The 15,307-nt window shown below is 68.8% G+C and carries 20 protein-coding genes; 15 read left to right on the forward strand and 5 right to left on the reverse strand.

Going from position 1 to position 15,307, the window contains the following annotated elements:
- The first annotated feature begins 29 nt into the window (after positions 1-29).
- The 4 genes from RYH79_RS07245 to RYH79_RS07260 all read left to right on the forward strand — a co-directional run bounded on the left by RYH79_RS07245 (position 30) and on the right by RYH79_RS07260 (position 2,988).
- Positions 30-809: a Nif3-like dinuclear metal center hexameric protein gene (locus RYH79_RS07245; RefSeq protein ID WP_370897660.1), complete on the forward strand. Its 780-nt coding sequence runs from the start codon at positions 30-32 to the stop codon at positions 807-809.
- Positions 810-859: 50 nt separating this feature from the next.
- Positions 860-2,059 (forward strand): deoxyhypusine synthase, encoded by a 1,200-nt coding sequence (locus RYH79_RS07250; protein WP_370897662.1) that lies wholly within the window; start codon positions 860-862, stop codon positions 2,057-2,059.
- Between the two features lie 117 nt (positions 2,060-2,176).
- Positions 2,177-2,536, forward strand: a complete 360-nt coding sequence (locus RYH79_RS07255) for a hypothetical protein (protein ID WP_370897664.1) — start codon at positions 2,177-2,179, stop codon at positions 2,534-2,536.
- Entirely contained in the window at positions 2,533-2,988 is a 456-nt protein-coding gene (locus RYH79_RS07260; protein ID WP_370897666.1) for a type II toxin-antitoxin system VapC family toxin, read from the forward strand. Before RYH79_RS07255 ends, RYH79_RS07260 begins: the two co-directional genes overlap by 4 nt.
- A 116-nt stretch (positions 2,989-3,104) precedes the next feature.
- Here the strand turns inward: RYH79_RS07260 and RYH79_RS07265 are convergent, their stop codons facing one another.
- Entirely contained in the window at positions 3,105-4,352 is a 1,248-nt protein-coding gene (locus RYH79_RS07265; protein WP_370897668.1) for an inorganic phosphate transporter, read from the reverse strand.
- A gap of 606 nt (positions 4,353-4,958) precedes the next feature.
- Here RYH79_RS07265 and RYH79_RS07270 point away from each other — a divergent pair.
- The 6 genes from RYH79_RS07270 to RYH79_RS07295 all read left to right on the forward strand — a co-directional run bounded on the left by RYH79_RS07270 (position 4,959) and on the right by RYH79_RS07295 (position 8,224).
- On the forward strand, positions 4,959-5,321 hold the full coding sequence (locus tag RYH79_RS07270) for a hypothetical protein (protein ID WP_370897670.1): 363 nt from the start codon (positions 4,959-4,961) through the stop codon (positions 5,319-5,321).
- Positions 5,260-6,234, forward strand: coding sequence for an NAD(P)/FAD-dependent oxidoreductase (locus RYH79_RS07275; RefSeq protein WP_370897672.1), 975 nt, complete (start codon positions 5,260-5,262; stop codon positions 6,232-6,234). The genes RYH79_RS07270 and RYH79_RS07275 overlap by 62 nt, the downstream gene beginning before the upstream one ends.
- Before the next feature lie 530 nt (positions 6,235-6,764).
- Entirely contained in the window at positions 6,765-7,064 is a 300-nt protein-coding gene (locus tag RYH79_RS07280; protein WP_370897674.1) for a response regulator, read from the forward strand.
- 305 nt (positions 7,065-7,369) lie between these two features.
- On the forward strand, positions 7,370-7,633 hold the full coding sequence (locus tag RYH79_RS07285; RefSeq protein ID WP_370897676.1) for a GAF domain-containing protein: 264 nt from the start codon (positions 7,370-7,372) through the stop codon (positions 7,631-7,633).
- A gap of 40 nt (positions 7,634-7,673) precedes the next feature.
- Positions 7,674-7,859 (forward strand): hypothetical protein, encoded by a 186-nt coding sequence (locus RYH79_RS07290; RefSeq protein WP_370897678.1) that lies wholly within the window; start codon positions 7,674-7,676, stop codon positions 7,857-7,859.
- Positions 7,860-7,972: 113 nt separating this feature from the next.
- The gene (locus RYH79_RS07295; protein WP_370897680.1) at positions 7,973-8,224 is read left to right on the forward strand and encodes a DUF7504 family protein; all 252 of its coding nucleotides are present in this window, start codon (positions 7,973-7,975) and stop codon (positions 8,222-8,224) included.
- A 163-nt stretch (positions 8,225-8,387) separates the two neighbouring features.
- Here the strand turns inward: RYH79_RS07295 and RYH79_RS07300 are convergent, their stop codons facing one another.
- From RYH79_RS07300 to RYH79_RS07315, 4 genes are all read right to left on the reverse strand, one after another.
- Positions 8,388-9,008 (reverse strand): class I SAM-dependent methyltransferase, encoded by a 621-nt coding sequence (locus RYH79_RS07300; RefSeq protein ID WP_370897682.1) that lies wholly within the window; start codon positions 9,006-9,008, stop codon positions 8,388-8,390.
- Positions 9,009-9,208: 200 nt separating this feature from the next.
- A complete protein-coding gene (locus RYH79_RS07305; RefSeq protein ID WP_370897684.1) occupies positions 9,209-9,361 on the reverse strand; it encodes a hypothetical protein in 153 nt (50 codons plus the stop codon).
- A 67-nt stretch (positions 9,362-9,428) separates the two neighbouring features.
- The gene (locus RYH79_RS07310; RefSeq protein ID WP_370897686.1) at positions 9,429-10,055 is read right to left on the reverse strand and encodes a rhomboid family intramembrane serine protease; all 627 of its coding nucleotides are present in this window, start codon (positions 10,053-10,055) and stop codon (positions 9,429-9,431) included.
- Between the two features lie 26 nt (positions 10,056-10,081).
- On the reverse strand, positions 10,082-11,143 hold the full coding sequence (locus RYH79_RS07315) for an Ig-like domain-containing protein (protein WP_370897689.1): 1,062 nt from the start codon (positions 11,141-11,143) through the stop codon (positions 10,082-10,084).
- A 105-nt stretch (positions 11,144-11,248) separates the two neighbouring features.
- Here RYH79_RS07315 and RYH79_RS07320 point away from each other — a divergent pair, with 105 nt between their 5' ends.
- From RYH79_RS07320 to RYH79_RS07340, 5 genes are all read left to right on the forward strand, one after another.
- On the forward strand, positions 11,249-11,956 hold the full coding sequence (locus tag RYH79_RS07320; protein ID WP_370897691.1) for a methyltransferase domain-containing protein: 708 nt from the start codon (positions 11,249-11,251) through the stop codon (positions 11,954-11,956).
- 85 nt (positions 11,957-12,041) lie between these two features.
- Complete coding sequence (locus RYH79_RS07325; RefSeq protein WP_370897693.1) at positions 12,042-12,227, forward strand: HVO_0416 family zinc finger protein; 186 nt, start codon at positions 12,042-12,044, stop codon at positions 12,225-12,227.
- Positions 12,228-12,507: 280 nt separating this feature from the next.
- A complete protein-coding gene (gene secF / locus RYH79_RS07330; RefSeq protein WP_370897695.1) occupies positions 12,508-13,428 on the forward strand; it encodes a protein translocase subunit SecF in 921 nt (306 codons plus the stop codon).
- Positions 13,425-14,999: a preprotein translocase subunit SecD gene (locus RYH79_RS07335; RefSeq protein ID WP_370897697.1), complete on the forward strand. Its 1,575-nt coding sequence runs from the start codon at positions 13,425-13,427 to the stop codon at positions 14,997-14,999. Before secF ends, RYH79_RS07335 begins: the two co-directional genes overlap by 4 nt.
- Positions 15,000-15,091: 92 nt before the next feature.
- On the forward strand, positions 15,092-15,271 hold the full coding sequence (locus RYH79_RS07340; RefSeq protein ID WP_370897699.1) for a hypothetical protein: 180 nt from the start codon (positions 15,092-15,094) through the stop codon (positions 15,269-15,271).
- Positions 15,272-15,307 lie beyond the last annotated feature (36 nt).

Genomic DNA, 15,307 nt, shown 5'->3' on the forward strand with positions numbered 1-15,307 from the left:
ACAAGCCGTCGCCGCCCGACGGTCTCGCCGTGCAACGCCAGACACTCGCGGACCGACTGGACGAGGAGCTCGACACGGGGGCGTACGCGGACGTAGACGCCAGCGCGAACGGGCTCCAGATCGCGGAGACGACGGCCACGCGCGAGATCGACCACGTCGCGTTCGCGGTCGACGCCGTGACGGCGACGGCGGAGGCGGCCGCCGACGCGGGCGCGGACCTGCTCGTGACCCACCACGGCGTCGTGTGGGGCGGGCTGGACCGCGTCACCGACCGCACGTACGACCGCGTGGCCGCGTTCACCGACCGGGATCTCGACTTGTACGTCTCACACCTCCCGTTGGACGGTCACCCAGAACACGGCAACGCCGCCGGCGTGGCGGACTGTCTGGGGCTGGAGGATCGCGAGCCGTTCGGGAGCCTCGGGCCGGAGACGATCGGACAGTTGGGTGTCGCGGGAGAGTCGTACACCACGGGGGAACTCACGGCGGTGTTGGAGTCGGAGCTGGACCACGACGGCGAAGGGGTCCAGGTGTTGGACTTCGGTCCCGAGGAGATCGAGACGGTCGCGGTCGTCACGGGCGCGGGCGGCGACTGGCTGGACGAGGCGGTCGTGGCCGGCGCGGACGCGCTCGTCACCGGCGAAGGAGAGGGACGACTGTACCACGAGGCCCGCGAGTCGGGAATCTCCGTGTTCCTCGCCGGCCACTACGCGACGGAGACGTTCGGAGTCGCGGCGCTGGCAGAACTCGTCGCCGACTGGGACCGGGACCTGGAGACGACCGTGCTGTCGCACCCGACCGGGCTGTAGCCGCCGGCCGCATCGTCGCGTTCAAGCCCGCCCCGGACGGACCCGGGAACGTGACAGACGACACGGACGAGGCGGGGTACGAGCCGCCCGAGCGGGAGCTGTTCGAGGACGACCCGGTGGGGCACGCGACGGTCGCCGGCGGGATGACGGTCGCGGAGCTGGTGGCACAGTACGGCGACGCCGGGATCGGCGCCGCAGCCGTCCACGAGGCCACAGACGTGACCGCCGAGATGCTGGGCGACGACGACTGCACCGTCTTCCTCTCGCTCGCGGGTGCGATGGTGCCGACTGGGATGCGCCGGATCGTCGCGGACCTGATCCGCGACGGCTACGTCGACGCGCTCGTCACCACGGGCGCGAATCTCACCCACGACGCCATCGAGGCGATCGGCGGGAAACACCACCACGGAGAGGAAGGGCCGGGCCACGCCGCACAGTACGATCACGAGGGGCACGGACACGCCGGTGGCGAGGGTGGACGCGACCACGGCGAGGGTGAGCACGGCCACGATCACGGCGACAGTGAGCACGATCACGACGAGAGCGGCGAGCACGGGGCGGCCGACGACACGGACGGCGACGGAGACGGGGAGCCGTCGACGCTGCGGGACCACGACGAACAGTTGCGCGCCGAGGAGGTCGACCGGATCTACAACGTCTACCTCCCGCAGGAACACTTCGCGCTGTTCGAAGACCACCTCCGCGAGGAGGTGTTCCCGCCGTTGGCGGAGGAGGGCACCGTCTCCATCGCTCGGCTGTGTGCGGAACTCGGCCGGGCGAACGCCGCGGTGAACGAGCAGGAGGGAATCGACGAGGGGCCGGGCGTCGCGGCTGCGGCCTACGAGGCGGACGTGCCGATCTACTGTCCGGCCGTGCAGGACTCCGTGCTGGGGCTCCAGGCGTGGATGTACACCCAGACGAGCGACATGCGGCTGGACGCGACGGCGGACATGACACCGCTGACGGACCAGGCGTTCGACGCCGACGCCGCGGGCTGTCTGCTCGTCGGCGGGGGCGTCCCGAAGAACTTCACCCTCCAGACGATGCTCGTCACGCCGCGGGCGTACGACTACGCCGTCCAGATCACGATGGATCCGGAGGCGACCGGCGGGCTGTCGGGCGCGACGCTGGACGAAGCTCGCTCCTGGGGGAAACTGGAGGAGAATGCTCGAAACGCCTCCGTCTACGGCGACGCGACCGTGTTCCTCCCGTTGTTGGTGGCGGCCGCGAGAGAACGGATCGAAGGGTGACGCCGGCGGACCGGACCGTGGGGTCGGTGGGTTCACCGCCGTGGACTCGGGTCCGAGGCGTCGTGTACGCACCACGGCCCAGTACACCTAACCGTCCGTGGACGCTACCGACCGACGATGTCGGAGAACGCCGACCGAGACGCCGGGAGACGAGGTGAGACTTCGCCCAGCGACGAGGCTGTCCTGTCGTACTTCGAGACCGGTCGGCCGTTCCGGACGGCACCTGAGGTCGCCGAGCGGTTCGACCTGGATCGGGCGACGGCTTCCGGACGGCTCGCTGAAATGGCGGCAGACGGTCACTTAGAGGAAGTCCGGCTCGGCGAGCAGACTGTCGTCTGGTGGCGACACACAGAGACGGGAGGCAGAGACGGGTTCGACGAGAACGACCCGTTGTTCACTGCCGAGCCGTTCACCGCCGGTGAGTCGGTATCGGAGTCGGAGATCGACGACGTGCTCTACGGAGCCTCGGAGCTGTGAGCGGGCCCGCCAACACACCCCTGTTCGTGGACACTGGCGCTTTCTTCGCACACTTCACCGCCGACGCGGCGAGACACGACTCTGCACGGACGACGATGGAGGCGATCCGAACTGGTGAGTTACGCTACAAGCCACTGTACACCACCGGGTACGTCCTCGGCGAACTGGCGACACTCATCGTCAGAAAGGTCGGCCACGACCAAGCACTCCGGGCGATCCGACGTGTCCGTGGTTCCGACGCCGTTCGCGTCCTCCATCCGGGCCGGGAGACCGTCGACGCCGTCGTGGACGAGTTCGAACGGTTCGACGACCAACAGATCTCTTTCGTAGACCACGTGACAGCCGTCACGGCCGACGAGTACCACGTCGATCACGTGTTCGCGTTCGACGACGACTTTCGGACGCTGGGGTTCACACTGGTCCCGGCCGATGTGCGGGTCCCGGAGTCGTGAACAGTCACTCTCAGAGACAGGTGGCAGCGTGGACGTGCAGGCCCACGTGCGCAGCGGGCTGTGAGCGACAGTGTGCCGACGACACGGATTGTCGACCGGCTCGCTGGCCTGCGTGCTCACAACACCAACAGGAACAACGGGTACGAGCCGACGACGGCCAACGAGGGGGTGACGACCCACAGCACGGCGATCCGCTTTGCGGCCGCGGGGTCGAACAGACTCTCGGCGGCCAGCGTGTCGTCGTCCGGCTCTCCGATGTCGGGCACGGACGGCTCCCCGCCGTCGGGGGTCACCGGCGTCTCTCTCTCTGCCAGTTCGCCGACGGTCGGACTCGTCGGCGCGGCGTCGGGCTCGGCGGCCTTCAGCGACCCCGTCGACCCGGCGACCTCCGGCTTCGGCTCGGGCGAGGGGGTCGCCAGGTCCGTCAGCGTCGCCGCACGACTCGCTCGGCCCCACCCGAGCCCGATGATACAACAGGTGGTCGAGACGGCGAGACTGGCGGGGATGCCCAGCGCCGACAGGACGGTGATGATCGTCCCGCCGACGACGGAGACGATCAGCGCGGCGAGGATCGGTAGTTCGGTGATGTCGTCCCCGACCGTGTCCAGCGTCCGGCGCGCGATGGTGAACCCGCCGACGCCGAAGGCGGCGACGGCCAGCAGGACGCCCACGTCGACGGTCAGGGGGCCGCGGGCACCCACGAGCGGGGCTACGGCGTTCGCGGCGTTGGACGCCCCCGCGGAGAAGCCCATGTAACAGGCGATGGCGACGACCGCGAGCGATCCGGCGAGATCGCGGAGGGAGGCGTTGTTGTTGATCCGCGGGCGCGGGACGGCCCCAGAGCGGTCGAGTTGGACGAGGTGCCTGTCGAGGCGGGTGAACGCCACCTTCCGGTCGAGGTGCGGGTAGACGTACCGACCGATCACGGCGCCGGAGGCGAATCCGATCAACGGCGCGACGATCCACGCCGAGAGGATGGTGAACATCAGCGCCTCGTTCAGTGTCCCCGTGGCGAGCCCCAGGCCGACGATGGCGCCGACGGCCGTCATCGACGTGGACGCCGGGACGCCGTAGAGGTTCGAGATCAACAACGCGAGGCCGGTGAAGAAGAGGACGCCGACGCTGGCGAGCGGCGAGAACTGCGTCGCCGGGACGATGCTACTACTCATCGTGTCGATCACGTTCCGGCCGACCGTCCACGCCCCGACGAGCGCGAACACGGTGAACAACGCCGCCGCGGTGGCCTTCCTGACCAGTCGCCCGCCGACTGCCGGGCCGAAGGCGACGCCCGTCGACGAGCCGCCGATGTTGAACCCCACGAACACCGCGACCGCGATTCCGATCGCCCCCAGTACTGTCAGCATGTGGATATCGTCCGAGAGCGCCTGACAGTCAAAAGTCTGTTTGTCGGGTTGCCGCGGGACGGACGGGGCGGGCGGTTCGACGCGTGCACGGTCGGTCGAGACGCCGACCGGCACCCGGGCACCGGTGCCGGGAGGACGCACTTCGAGGGCACGGTGTGCTCGACAGTTACGCGGGGGACACTCTGGCCGTCGTCTCGGGGGCACTCCTCGGGTCGTGCGGTGTCTCTCCCCAGCGCCAACGACAACACACTTCTCTCCGAAGCCGTACCACACGGACGGCCGATGACGAGGCGCCGGGCCGAACCGGCTGGCACCCGGTGACGACGAGCCCTATGAGTGCCGAGGCCGAACTACCACCGACGCTCCGTCACTGCCGCTCTGTAGAACCCGACGCAGTAGCCTCCCGGAGATCAACCCGAGGATCGCACCGTTCCGTTCCGTCGAGACGGCCCTCACAGCCGTTCGTAACACTGTCACAGCATTTGAGACAATTACACAGGGTTACTTTCGACGAGTGACACGGAGCAGACGTGACGCTCGCTGCCGTTCCGAAGTACGATCCGAGTCGAGCAGACAGGAGATCGCGCGGTCGTCGGCGGCGGGAGTGTGGCCGGGTTGTTGGCGGCCCGGGTTCTCGCGGACGCCTACGAGACGGTCGTAGTGTTGGAGCGTGACCCGTTGCCGGACGAGCGGGTCGCTCGCCGCGGAGTTCCGCAGTCGACACACGCACACGCGATGATGGAGGCTGGGCGTGCGACGCTGGAGGCGTTGTTCCCCGGCTACTGCGAGGAGGTGTCGGAGGCCGGTGCCGTCGTGATCGACATGGGAGTGAGTTCCGACAGTACGAACACGGCGGGAAGATCACCGACACGCCGTCGGAACTGCCGATGTACTGCGGGAGCAGGCTGTGTTCGAGCAGATCGTCCGCCGACGGATGCGAGACGACAACCGGGTGCGGCTCCAGGGTGACACCCACGTCACCGGCTACCTGACTGACGAGGCGGCCGAGACCGTCACCGGCGTGTCCTGCGTCGAGAACGGCGACAGTCGGGAGCTCGCGGCCGATCTCGTCGTGGACGCGACCGGCCGAACGTCTCGAACGCCCGACTGGCTCGACGACCACGGCTACGAGTCACCGTCCGCCGAGGAGGTGTCGGTCGACCTCGCGTACACGACCGCGGTCGTCGAGCGCCCGCCGGAGGCTCACCGCGTCGTCACGCTGGCGCCGGCGGCGCCGGACCCTCGGGGCGGGACGGCCGTCCCGATCGAGGACGATCGCTGGATCGTCACCCTGTTCGGACTCCACGGCGAGCACGCCCCGACGGACCCCGAGGGGTTTGAGGCGTACGCCGACAATCTCTCGGAGCCCGACATCGCGCAGATCCTGTTGAACCACTCTTACGCCACCGACGAGATCCAGAAGTACCCCTTCCCCGCGAGCCTCCGACGGCGGTACGAACAGCTCGATCGGTTCCCCGACGGGCTGGCCTTCACCGGCGACGCCGTCGCCAGTTTCAACCCGATCTACGGGCGGGGGATGTCCGTGGCCGCGCTGGACGCGATGCAGCTCCACAGCGTGCTGGCGGACGGCGAGCGGTCGGGGCTCGCACTCGACTTCTTCGACGGCGTCGCAGAGGTCGTCGACACCGCCTGGCGGATGGCCGTCGGCTCCGACTTCGACTTCGACCGGACGAGTGGCACCAAGCCGACCGGGACGGACCTGTTCAACCGCTACACCGCTGCCGTCATGGAGGCGACACACTCCGACCCCGTCGTCGCAGAGCAGTTCTACCGCGTGATGCGGATGGAACAGCCGCCGACGAAACTGCTCCGACCGCAGATCGCCGCGCGGGTGACCGCGCGGAGTGTGCTCGGGTTGTGAGTTCAGTCGTCCGGGGCGGTGGCGCACTTGCCTGCGGCGTTGCTTCCTACGGACGGCCGATGACGAGGCGTCGGGTTGAGCCGGCCGGTAGCCGGCCGCGACGAGTTCTATGAGTGCTGAGGTCAGTGAACCACCAATGGATTTATAAACTACGGGCCCGAACATTAGGTAAGACACGGTGCTCTGGGAGGAGGGCAAAAGACGGGAACATGGACTCGCAGGTTCGATTCCTGCTGGGGGCATGGTAACAGTGGACTGGAGAGTACCGTTTTACACACCCTCCAAACCATGATAGGAGAAGTTATCTTCGCCTCAGTTACGAGCATTGTGTTCGAAACAGTCGGTGTGGTTCCGACCGCGGTTGCGGCGCTGTTCGTCTTCATCAGCATCGGGCTGTTGAAGATTGCCCTCACACCTCCGTCCACTACCTCTCTAGACCCTTCTCCGCTCCACACCTCCTCCTGTATTATCGAAGCCGATACCCTCGCCGGCAGTCTCAAACCCCCCAGCCACCAAGCGGCGCCGAGAGAATGCAGCCGCACAGACTGCTCGTCGTCGACCCGGACGACGAGACGCGCGCAGAGACCGCCGCGGACCTCCGGGCGGAGCTGCCGGAGTGGGTGACAGTCGAGACGCTGGGGACGGCCGAGGCGGCGACGGCGACGCTGGGGGAGACACCGCCGGTCGCGGCCGTCGTCACGGAGTACGAACTCCCGGACGGGACGGGACTCGACGTGATCGGGGCCGCCGCGGAGGCGGTGCCGGACGCCGGCTGTATCCTGTACACGGACGCGGACCCAGACAGGATCGACACGGCGGCGCTCCAGTGATCGATCACGGAGTATGTCGGCAAAGAGTCACTGTTCGGTGAGGATCGCCTGGCGTGACTCGTCCGGACGACCGTGGAGTCGCGCAGCCAGGCGTCGTACCCGCTGCCGCAGAACGAAGCCGAGCGGGTGGCAGCGCTGCGGGCGTACGATCTGGATGACGAGAAGCTGATCGAGTCGCTAAGCCGGATCACGTCGCTCGCGGCGGCCCACTTCGAGGTGTCGCGCGCGCCCATCAACATCGTCAACGAGCACAGCCAAGCCAAGACTTCCTGGCGTGTCACGGTCCGGCGGGAGAGTGAGAGTCGATGGACCGGGAAGGCTCGATCTGTACGTTCACTATCCTCGAAGACGACGTGATGACGGTGTCGGACGTGACGGCAGACCCGCGCTTCCGGAGCCGGTCGGAGACGCTGATCGACATGGGGGTCAGGTCCTACATGGGCGCGAACATGGTGACGAGCAGCGGGCTCCGCATCGGCTCGGTGTGCGTGTACGACGACGTGCCCCGGGAGTTCGACGCCGACGAGGAAGTGTACCTCGCGGACCTGGCGGAGCTGGCGGTGACCTGATCGAACTCCACGCACGGGCCGACAGCGCCGAGGGTGAACGATGAGCGACGACGACGCGGGCTACGGGTTCCCCGACGAGATTCCGATCGACCCCATCGCGCCGCGGTCGACCGTGTTGGTCGCCAGGCGGGCGGTGAGCCGGGTGGAGGATCTGGTCCTGTCGCTCGTCGCGGCCGGCAGCGGCGCGGCGCCACCGGGGGGATGCTGTATATCTCCACGAGCATGACCTGCGAGAAGCTGTTGAACGCCTGCGAACTCCTCCACCCCGGGCTCGCAGCGGCCGCGCAGGCGTGATCAACCGTTCCAGCCAAGAGGCGGGAGTACCACTCGGACTCGCAAGTGAAGGCCGTCTCGACGCAGAGCGATCTCACGGGGATCGGGATGAAGTTCTCCGCGATGTACGGGTCGCTGTACGGCGCGTTGGAGGGCGGCAGGGTGCGGACGGGCCTCGTGACCCTGTCGTCGCTGTCGATGTACGTGGATATGCGGTCGTTGTTCCAGTTCGCACAGACGCTGTCGGCCCGGATCGACAGCGCCGACGGGCTGGTGTGTTCGCGGTCGATCCCCCCACTCACGACCGCCAGACGGTGAACACGTTCGGTCAGGCCACGGACGGCCGGATCGAGGTAGGAGAGTCAGACGTGGACGCGCCCGACGACGCCGACGGCGAACTCCGGGTGCGGGGGCTGTCGGCGCAGCCGAGCGACTGGCACCCGTTCGAACTGCCCCGAGTAGTCCGTGAGCCGTGGGGCGGTCAGACGCGGAACACGCGACCGGTCGTCCGGCCGTCGACGGTCGCGGCGGTCTCGACGAGATCGAGTCCCTGTGCTTCGAACACCCGCCCCCAGTCTCGGAAGAACAACGGGAGGTCGTCGTCGACGTGTGTCACCTCTCCGGGGCTGCCGTCGGAGTGGTCGCCGTCCCCCTCGTTTTCCGCGGTGACGACGAGTTCGCCGGCGACGCGGGCGATCTCCTCGAAGGCCTCCGTCGACGCCGGCGGGACGTGTTGCAGCGTCTCGACGGCGTACACCACGTCGACATCGTCCGTCGGCCGGTCGGCCAACGCCGACGCCATCCCGTCGACCCGAACGTCCGCGACCGTCGCCAGCTCCGGGAACGCCTCTCCCATCACCGAGACCGCCTCCGGGTTCAGTTCGACGCCGGCGAGGTCGTCGAACCCGGCCCGGCGGAACTGTTCGAGGTGTCGTCCGGAGCTACACCCCACCTCCAGCACGCTCCCCGTCTCTCCCAGGCGAGTCTCTACTGCGCGCGTCACCCACTCGCTCCTCGCGTCCGGGCCGTGGTAGGCGTAGTACGCCGGGGAGTAGGCCCCCGACCGGTCCGCCCAGCCGCGCCGGACCTCGTCAGAATTCACACGTACCCACTCACTGGCGGAGTGAAAGCCGTGTCGGTCGGCGCGACGATCACCCGTCGCTCGTCACGGTACGGCCGTCGCTCGTGACGACACGGCCGTCGCCGGTCCGTGTCGACTCGGGTGTCACTCGTCGGCGAAAAAACGAAGAAACCGAGCGACCGGTCGGCTGCCGCCGACCGCGTCCCGTCGTCTGCCGGCCGTCACGCCGCGTCGTCTTCCTCGCCGTCGCCGCCGTCGGTGAGGATCTCCACGTCGTCGGCCGGCTCGTGATCCGGGTCTGCGGTCGGTTCCGGCTCCTCAGCCTCGTCGTCTGCACGAGTTCGTTCCGTGCGGAAGTCTCGGTGGTGACACATAGTACAGACCTTCGTTAGAGACTCACACACAAGAGGGTTGTTAACGACAAGAGATTGACACTTCACCTCACGCCGTCCGACTGACGTGGAGCAGCCGGAGCCGGCCGGCCAGCAGGCCGACGAGGAACCCGGTGAAGTGGGCGACGAGGGCGGTGCCGGGGCCCGAGAGGGCGACGGCGACGGCGATGGCGACCCCGACGAGCAACGCGGTGGGGGCCCACTCCACGTCGGTGAACACGCCGACGACGTTCGACAGCCAGTCGGCGACGGCGTTGCCGGCCAGTGCGTACCCCATCAGCGCGAACACGGCGCCGGAGGCGCCCAACACTCCTCGTGGAGAGAAGGCGAGCACACTCCCGAGTGTCACCTCGGCGAGAGCGGCGACGGCACCCGTCAGGACGAAGAACAGGTGGTACCGGAAGCGTGTCGTCACCCGTTCGACGGCGAAGCCGAAGAGGAGCAGGGGGAGGAGATTCGACAGGAGGTGGCCGGGGCCGGCGTGGGCGTACGTCGCGGTCAGGAGCGCCCAGGGCTTCAGGAACACTGCCGGGTCCAACACGAGCAGTCCCGTCAGGCCGACGAGACCCAGCGGGATCTGGAGGGCGAACACGAGCAACACGACGGCGACAGTCTCCACGGTCGGGCTGCGACCGCCGCGGGCGTCGCCAGGGACCAGACGTGCGCCGTCTGACATACTGTTCCGTACACGCGCGACGGTCTTCACTCCTCGGGCCGACTACGCGGTCTGACACGCACCTGGATGTCGTCGGTCGACACGTCGACGAGCACCGGACCGACCGGCGGGCAGCCCGGCCAACTGTACGTCTCCGTGAGGTCGTCGCTCTCGACGACGGAGCGGTAGTCGGCCCCCGGCGGCACCGCCCCACGGCGGCGCACCCGGTCGCCGGCCGGCACGCGGAGTGTCCGCTCGACTCCGGCGGCGTTCCGGCCGCCGATCCGGACCCGCACGTCCCGCGGGTCGTCGTCTCGGTTGCGGACCCACAGGTCACGCCACACGCGGTCACAGAGGAACTGGGGTCGCGGGCGGACGACGGCCTCCAGTCGACGGTCGGCGACGACCTGCCAGCGGTGGGCCGCGGTGACGCCACCCACGACGAGTCCGGCGTCGACCGCCGGCCCGCCGGGGTCGACGGGGAGCACCACCCGCGACTGCGCCGGGAGCGACAGTCCGACTCGGCCCCGATCCTCGCCGTCGTCCGACAACGACAGCCGCGCCCGGACGGGGTCGCCGGGGTTGTCGAAGACGAGCCGCCCGCGGCCGTCCAGGTCCGCCGTGGTGTCGACGACGAGTTGGTCGGCGAGCCCGCCGGCGTAGCGGTCGCGGACGGACAGCCCGTCGTCGACGTCCACCACCAGGTCACCGGCGTCGGCCGCGACCCGCCACGCCGCCTCCCGGCGACGGCCGCCGTCGGCCTCGACGGTGACGGTGTACTCTCCCGGCGCGGCGACGGCACGACCGACGCTCCCGCCGTCCGTCGGCGGGAGCGTCACAGTCCGGCGGAACACGGTCGTGTCGCCGTCGCGGACGGTCACCGTCGCCTCGACCCGGCGGAGGAGTCGGTTCTGGAGCCGGAGCCGCCGCGGTCGGGCGAGCGCGTCCGTCGCCGTCGCCCGGTACGGACCCGGAGTGTCCGTCGGTGTCTCCCGGAGCGCCGGGTTGACGGTCGGCGTCTCCGCGTCCGTGCCGCCACAGCCCGCGAGGCCCGCGACGGCGCCGACGGCTGCCAGCCGGACCACCCGTCGCCGCGAGGGAGTCTGCATCTGTCGACGGTTGCACACGGACGGATTTCACTCCTGTGTCGTCGCCGCGTGACGGTCTCACGTGCGGTGGGAACGTTCAGATGGGTCCCGCCGCGAGTGGTGGGCGTGACAGATCCATTCGGACAGGCGTTGTTGGACCACGCCCGCGACGAGCGGACGGCGCCGTTGTGGCAGGTCGACGGGGAGTGGGAACGGGAACACCCGATCGAGAAGTTCTACTTCGAGCCACGGCCGCCGGACGGCGAGGTGACGGCGTTCCTGGAGACGCACCTCCAGGGGCCGTCGGTCGACCTGGGCGCGGGTGTCGGCCGGGACGTTGCGTACTTCGGCGAGCAGTTCGAGACGGTCGGGCTGGAACGGTCGCCGGCGCTCGTGACGGCGATGCACGAGCGGGGACTCGACGCCCGTCGAGGGGACATGTTCGCGCTCCGGGAGACGTTCGACCGCGACCGGTTCGCGTCGGCCCTGTCCGTCGGGACACAGTTGGGGCTCGCCAGGTCGCTCGGGGGTGTCCGGTCGTTCCTGTCGGAGTTGGCGTACGTCACCCAGCCGGGGGCGACGGCGGTCGTGGACGCCTACGACCCGACGACGGACGACGCCCACGAGCTGTTGGGCTACCGCGGGGAGCCGACCCGAGGGCTCGCGAGCCGCGTGATGCACTTCCGTTACGAGGGAGTCCGCGAGGAGACGCTCCTGTTCCGGCTGTTCTCGCCGGAACGGCTCCGGGAGGCGGTCGCGCCGACTCGGTGGCGGGTCGTCGACAGCCTGGCGTCCGACGGCGCACACTACCGCATCGCCCTCCAGAAGGAGTGACACGTTCCGGCCGGGCGAGAACCGATCCGAGGGTGTGACAACCGCCCACAAGGTCTTTGTACTCCCTCGGTGTACAGTGACGTGTATGGCGACGGCACCGAACACGGACGGAGACCCGTTCGACGAGTTCCTCTCGGCACGCGGGCACGAGACGGGACCGACGGACTGGGAGGAGTCGTACAACAAGAAGCAGTGTCCGGAGTGTGGAGGCGTACACGACGCCGACGCCTCCGAGTGTTCGGTGTGCGGCTGGCGACCGGCAGCACAGTGACCGACTCCGGGGGCAGGTCCCCGGTCCGTAGCTCCCCTCTGGGAGAGTCCGAGCTCTGGAGGCGACCGACCGGCTAGTCGAAGGCCGGACCACCAGGCGACCGCAGACGGTCGACAGCGCCTCTGGCGCGAGTCGCCCGCGGCCGACCGCTCTCCCGAGCGGTTACACGGCGCCCGGGTCGCCGGGGGTGTCCGCCGACGTCGCCCCGCCGGCGTCGGTGGGTCACCGTTCTCGCCGACGTTTGGGAAGGCTTATTCGGCGCGCGGCTGGAGCGACGCGCATGGCACGGTTCGAGGTACCGGAAATCGACTACGACCGGTACTCAAACAGACAGCTCGCGGCGGTTCCGCTCGTGGTGCTCGCGGTGGCGCTGGTGATCCTGGCCGTTGCGACGGCCACGACCGGTGCCCCCGTGGCGCTCGGGACGGAGTTCAGCGGCGGCACGGAGTTCCGTGTCGCCGTCAGCGGGGACGCTCCACAGGAGACCATCCGGACGGCGTTCCCGGTGGAGCCGGCGTCGATCCGAGAGATCCCGAGTCAGGGGTCGTTCGTGGTGACGTTCGGCGCCGAACTGGAGAGTCCGACCGCCGCCGAGGAGGCGATTCAGTGTAACGGTATCGAGTCCGTCGACTGTCTCTCCGACGAGCAGGCGGCGGCAGCACAGAAGGTGACGTACCGTTCCAGCGCGGTCATCTCGCCCGCGTTCGGGAGTTCACTCCAGACGACGGCGCTCGCGGGCGTCGTGGCGGCGTTCCTGGGGATGGCTCTGCTCGTGTTCGGGTTGTTCCGGACGTTCGTCCCCTCGCTCGCGGTCGTCGTGTCGGCGTTCTCCGACATCGTCGTGCCGGTGGCGCTGATGAACCTGCTCGGGATCGAGCTGTCGCTGGGGACGGTCGCGGCGCTGCTGATGCTGATCGGGTACTCCGTCGACTCCGACATCCTGCTGAACAACCACGTCCTGCGGCGGTCGGGTGACTTCTACGAGTCCACCTACCGCGCGATGCGGACCGGCGTGACGATGACGCTCACGTCGCTGGCCGCGATGGTCGTCCTGTCGGTCGTCGCCACGCTGTTCGGGATCGACCTGTTGGCCAGCATCGGGACCGTTCTCGTCTTCGGTCTGGTGACCGATCTGCTCAACACGTACATGCTCAACCTCAGTCTACTCCGTTGGTACAAGTTCGAGGGGGTGGCGCGGTGAGCCTCCTCGGCTCCGTCCGCGAGAACTGGCGTGTCGGCCTGCTCGTCGTGATCGTCGCCCTGTCGACGGCGTTCCTGTTCGCGCCGGGGTTCGACTCCGCAGCCTCCGCCGACAACCCCACCAACCTCCAGTACGGGCTGGAGCTCGACGGCGGGACGGAGGTGCGCGCCCCGCTCGTGGGTGTCACCGCCGAGGGCGTGAGCTTGCCCGAGCGCAACGAGTCGTTCGGGAGCGCCGAGGTGGAGGCGGCCGTCGCCGGCGAGATAAGGGACGTCGCGCCGCGTGAGGTGACCGTCCGGTACACCTCCCCCAGCCGCGACGGCGGGCCGGCGACCGGGGTCGTCGAGGTGACCGCAGCGAGCGCGACCCAGACGAACCTGGAGACGGCGCTGTCGACGCTCGACTACGAGTTCGAAACCGTCCGGGAGGGGGTCACCCAACAGACGCTCGACGAGACGGTGAGCGTCCTCAAACAGAAGATCAACGAGGGCGGGCTCTCCGGCGGCACCGTCCGGACCATCGACCTCCCGGGGGCGCGTCCGTTCGTCTCCGTCCAGGTGCCCGGCAGTGACCGCAGCGAGGTGCTGGACATCGTCAACTCCCGTGGTGCGGTGCGGGTCGTCGCATACCAGCCCGTCCGGGAGAACGGGACGACGACGTACGTCAACGAGACCATCTTCACCGACGGGGCCCTGCAGCGGATCGGCAGCCCGCGGGAGGGACAGGGGAACCGGCTCCCGTCCGTCCAGGTGCGGATCGCCGGCAGCGACGCCGCTCGGGTCCAACAGACGTTCGTCGAGACCGGAGTCGCACAGCGGGGTGGCACGCGGTGTAGCTACCCGGACACGGCCGATCCGTGTCTGCTGGTCGTGCGCGACGGTCGGGTGGTCAACTCCTTCGGGATGAGCCCCGGACTGGCACAGGGGATGGTCGACGGGGAGTGGCAGGACGACCCGTCGTTCGTCCTGCGGGTCAACAGCTTCGAGGAGGCCCAACAGGTGTCGATCGACCTCCGGGCCGGTGCGCTGCCGGCGGCGCTGAACGTCGACGAGGGCACCACCCGGACCACCGCGCCCGCACAGGGTGCAGACTTCAAGCGCGACTCGCTGATCGCCGGCATCCTCGCCGTGTTCGCCGTCAGCGGCGTCGTCTTCCTCCGGTACGGTGAAGCGGAGGTGGCGCTGCCGATGATCGTCACGGCGATGGCGGAGGTGTACGCTCTGCTCGGACTGGCGGCACTGATCCAGTACCCCGTGGACCTGTCCGTGATCGGTGGGTTCATCGCCGTCATCGGCACCGGGGTGGACGACCTCATCATCATCGCCAACGAGGTGATGGACGAGGGCGACGTGCAGTCCAGACGCGTGTTCCAGTCGCGGTTCCGGAAGGCGTTCTGGGTGATCGGCGCCGCGGCCGCGACGACCGTGATCGCCATGTCGCCGCTCGCGGTGCTGTCGCTGGGTGACCTCCAAGGGTTCGCCATCTTCACCATCCTCGGCGTGTTCGTCGGCGTGTTCGTCACGCGCCCGGCGTACGGGGACATCCTGCGGAGCCTGCTGACCGACAGGTAAGTCAGCGCAGACTGACACTCGGGCTCTCTGTTCGCCCGGGCGAAGACGCTTTAAGCCGATCGCTCACAGTTGTGCCTACCAGGACGATGACTGTGAGATCAGTCGTTCGTGAGCGTCAGACATCGCTCGTTGCGAGCAGTCTGGCCGTGACTGTCGTGGCGTGGTTCTCGACTGGGTCGGCGGCGGTGTCGACTCGCGTGACGACGGCGGTCCTCACGGCGGTCGTGGCGTTCGGCTTCACCGTCGCCGGGTTCCTCCTGTTCGACGACTGACGACCACCCGGGGTCGTTCCCAGCCGGTAGGAACCC

Origin of the sequence: Halobaculum sp. MBLA0143 (assembly GCF_041361465.1) — an archaeon.
Classification (GTDB): domain Archaea; phylum Halobacteriota; class Halobacteria; order Halobacteriales; family Haloferacaceae; genus JAHENP01.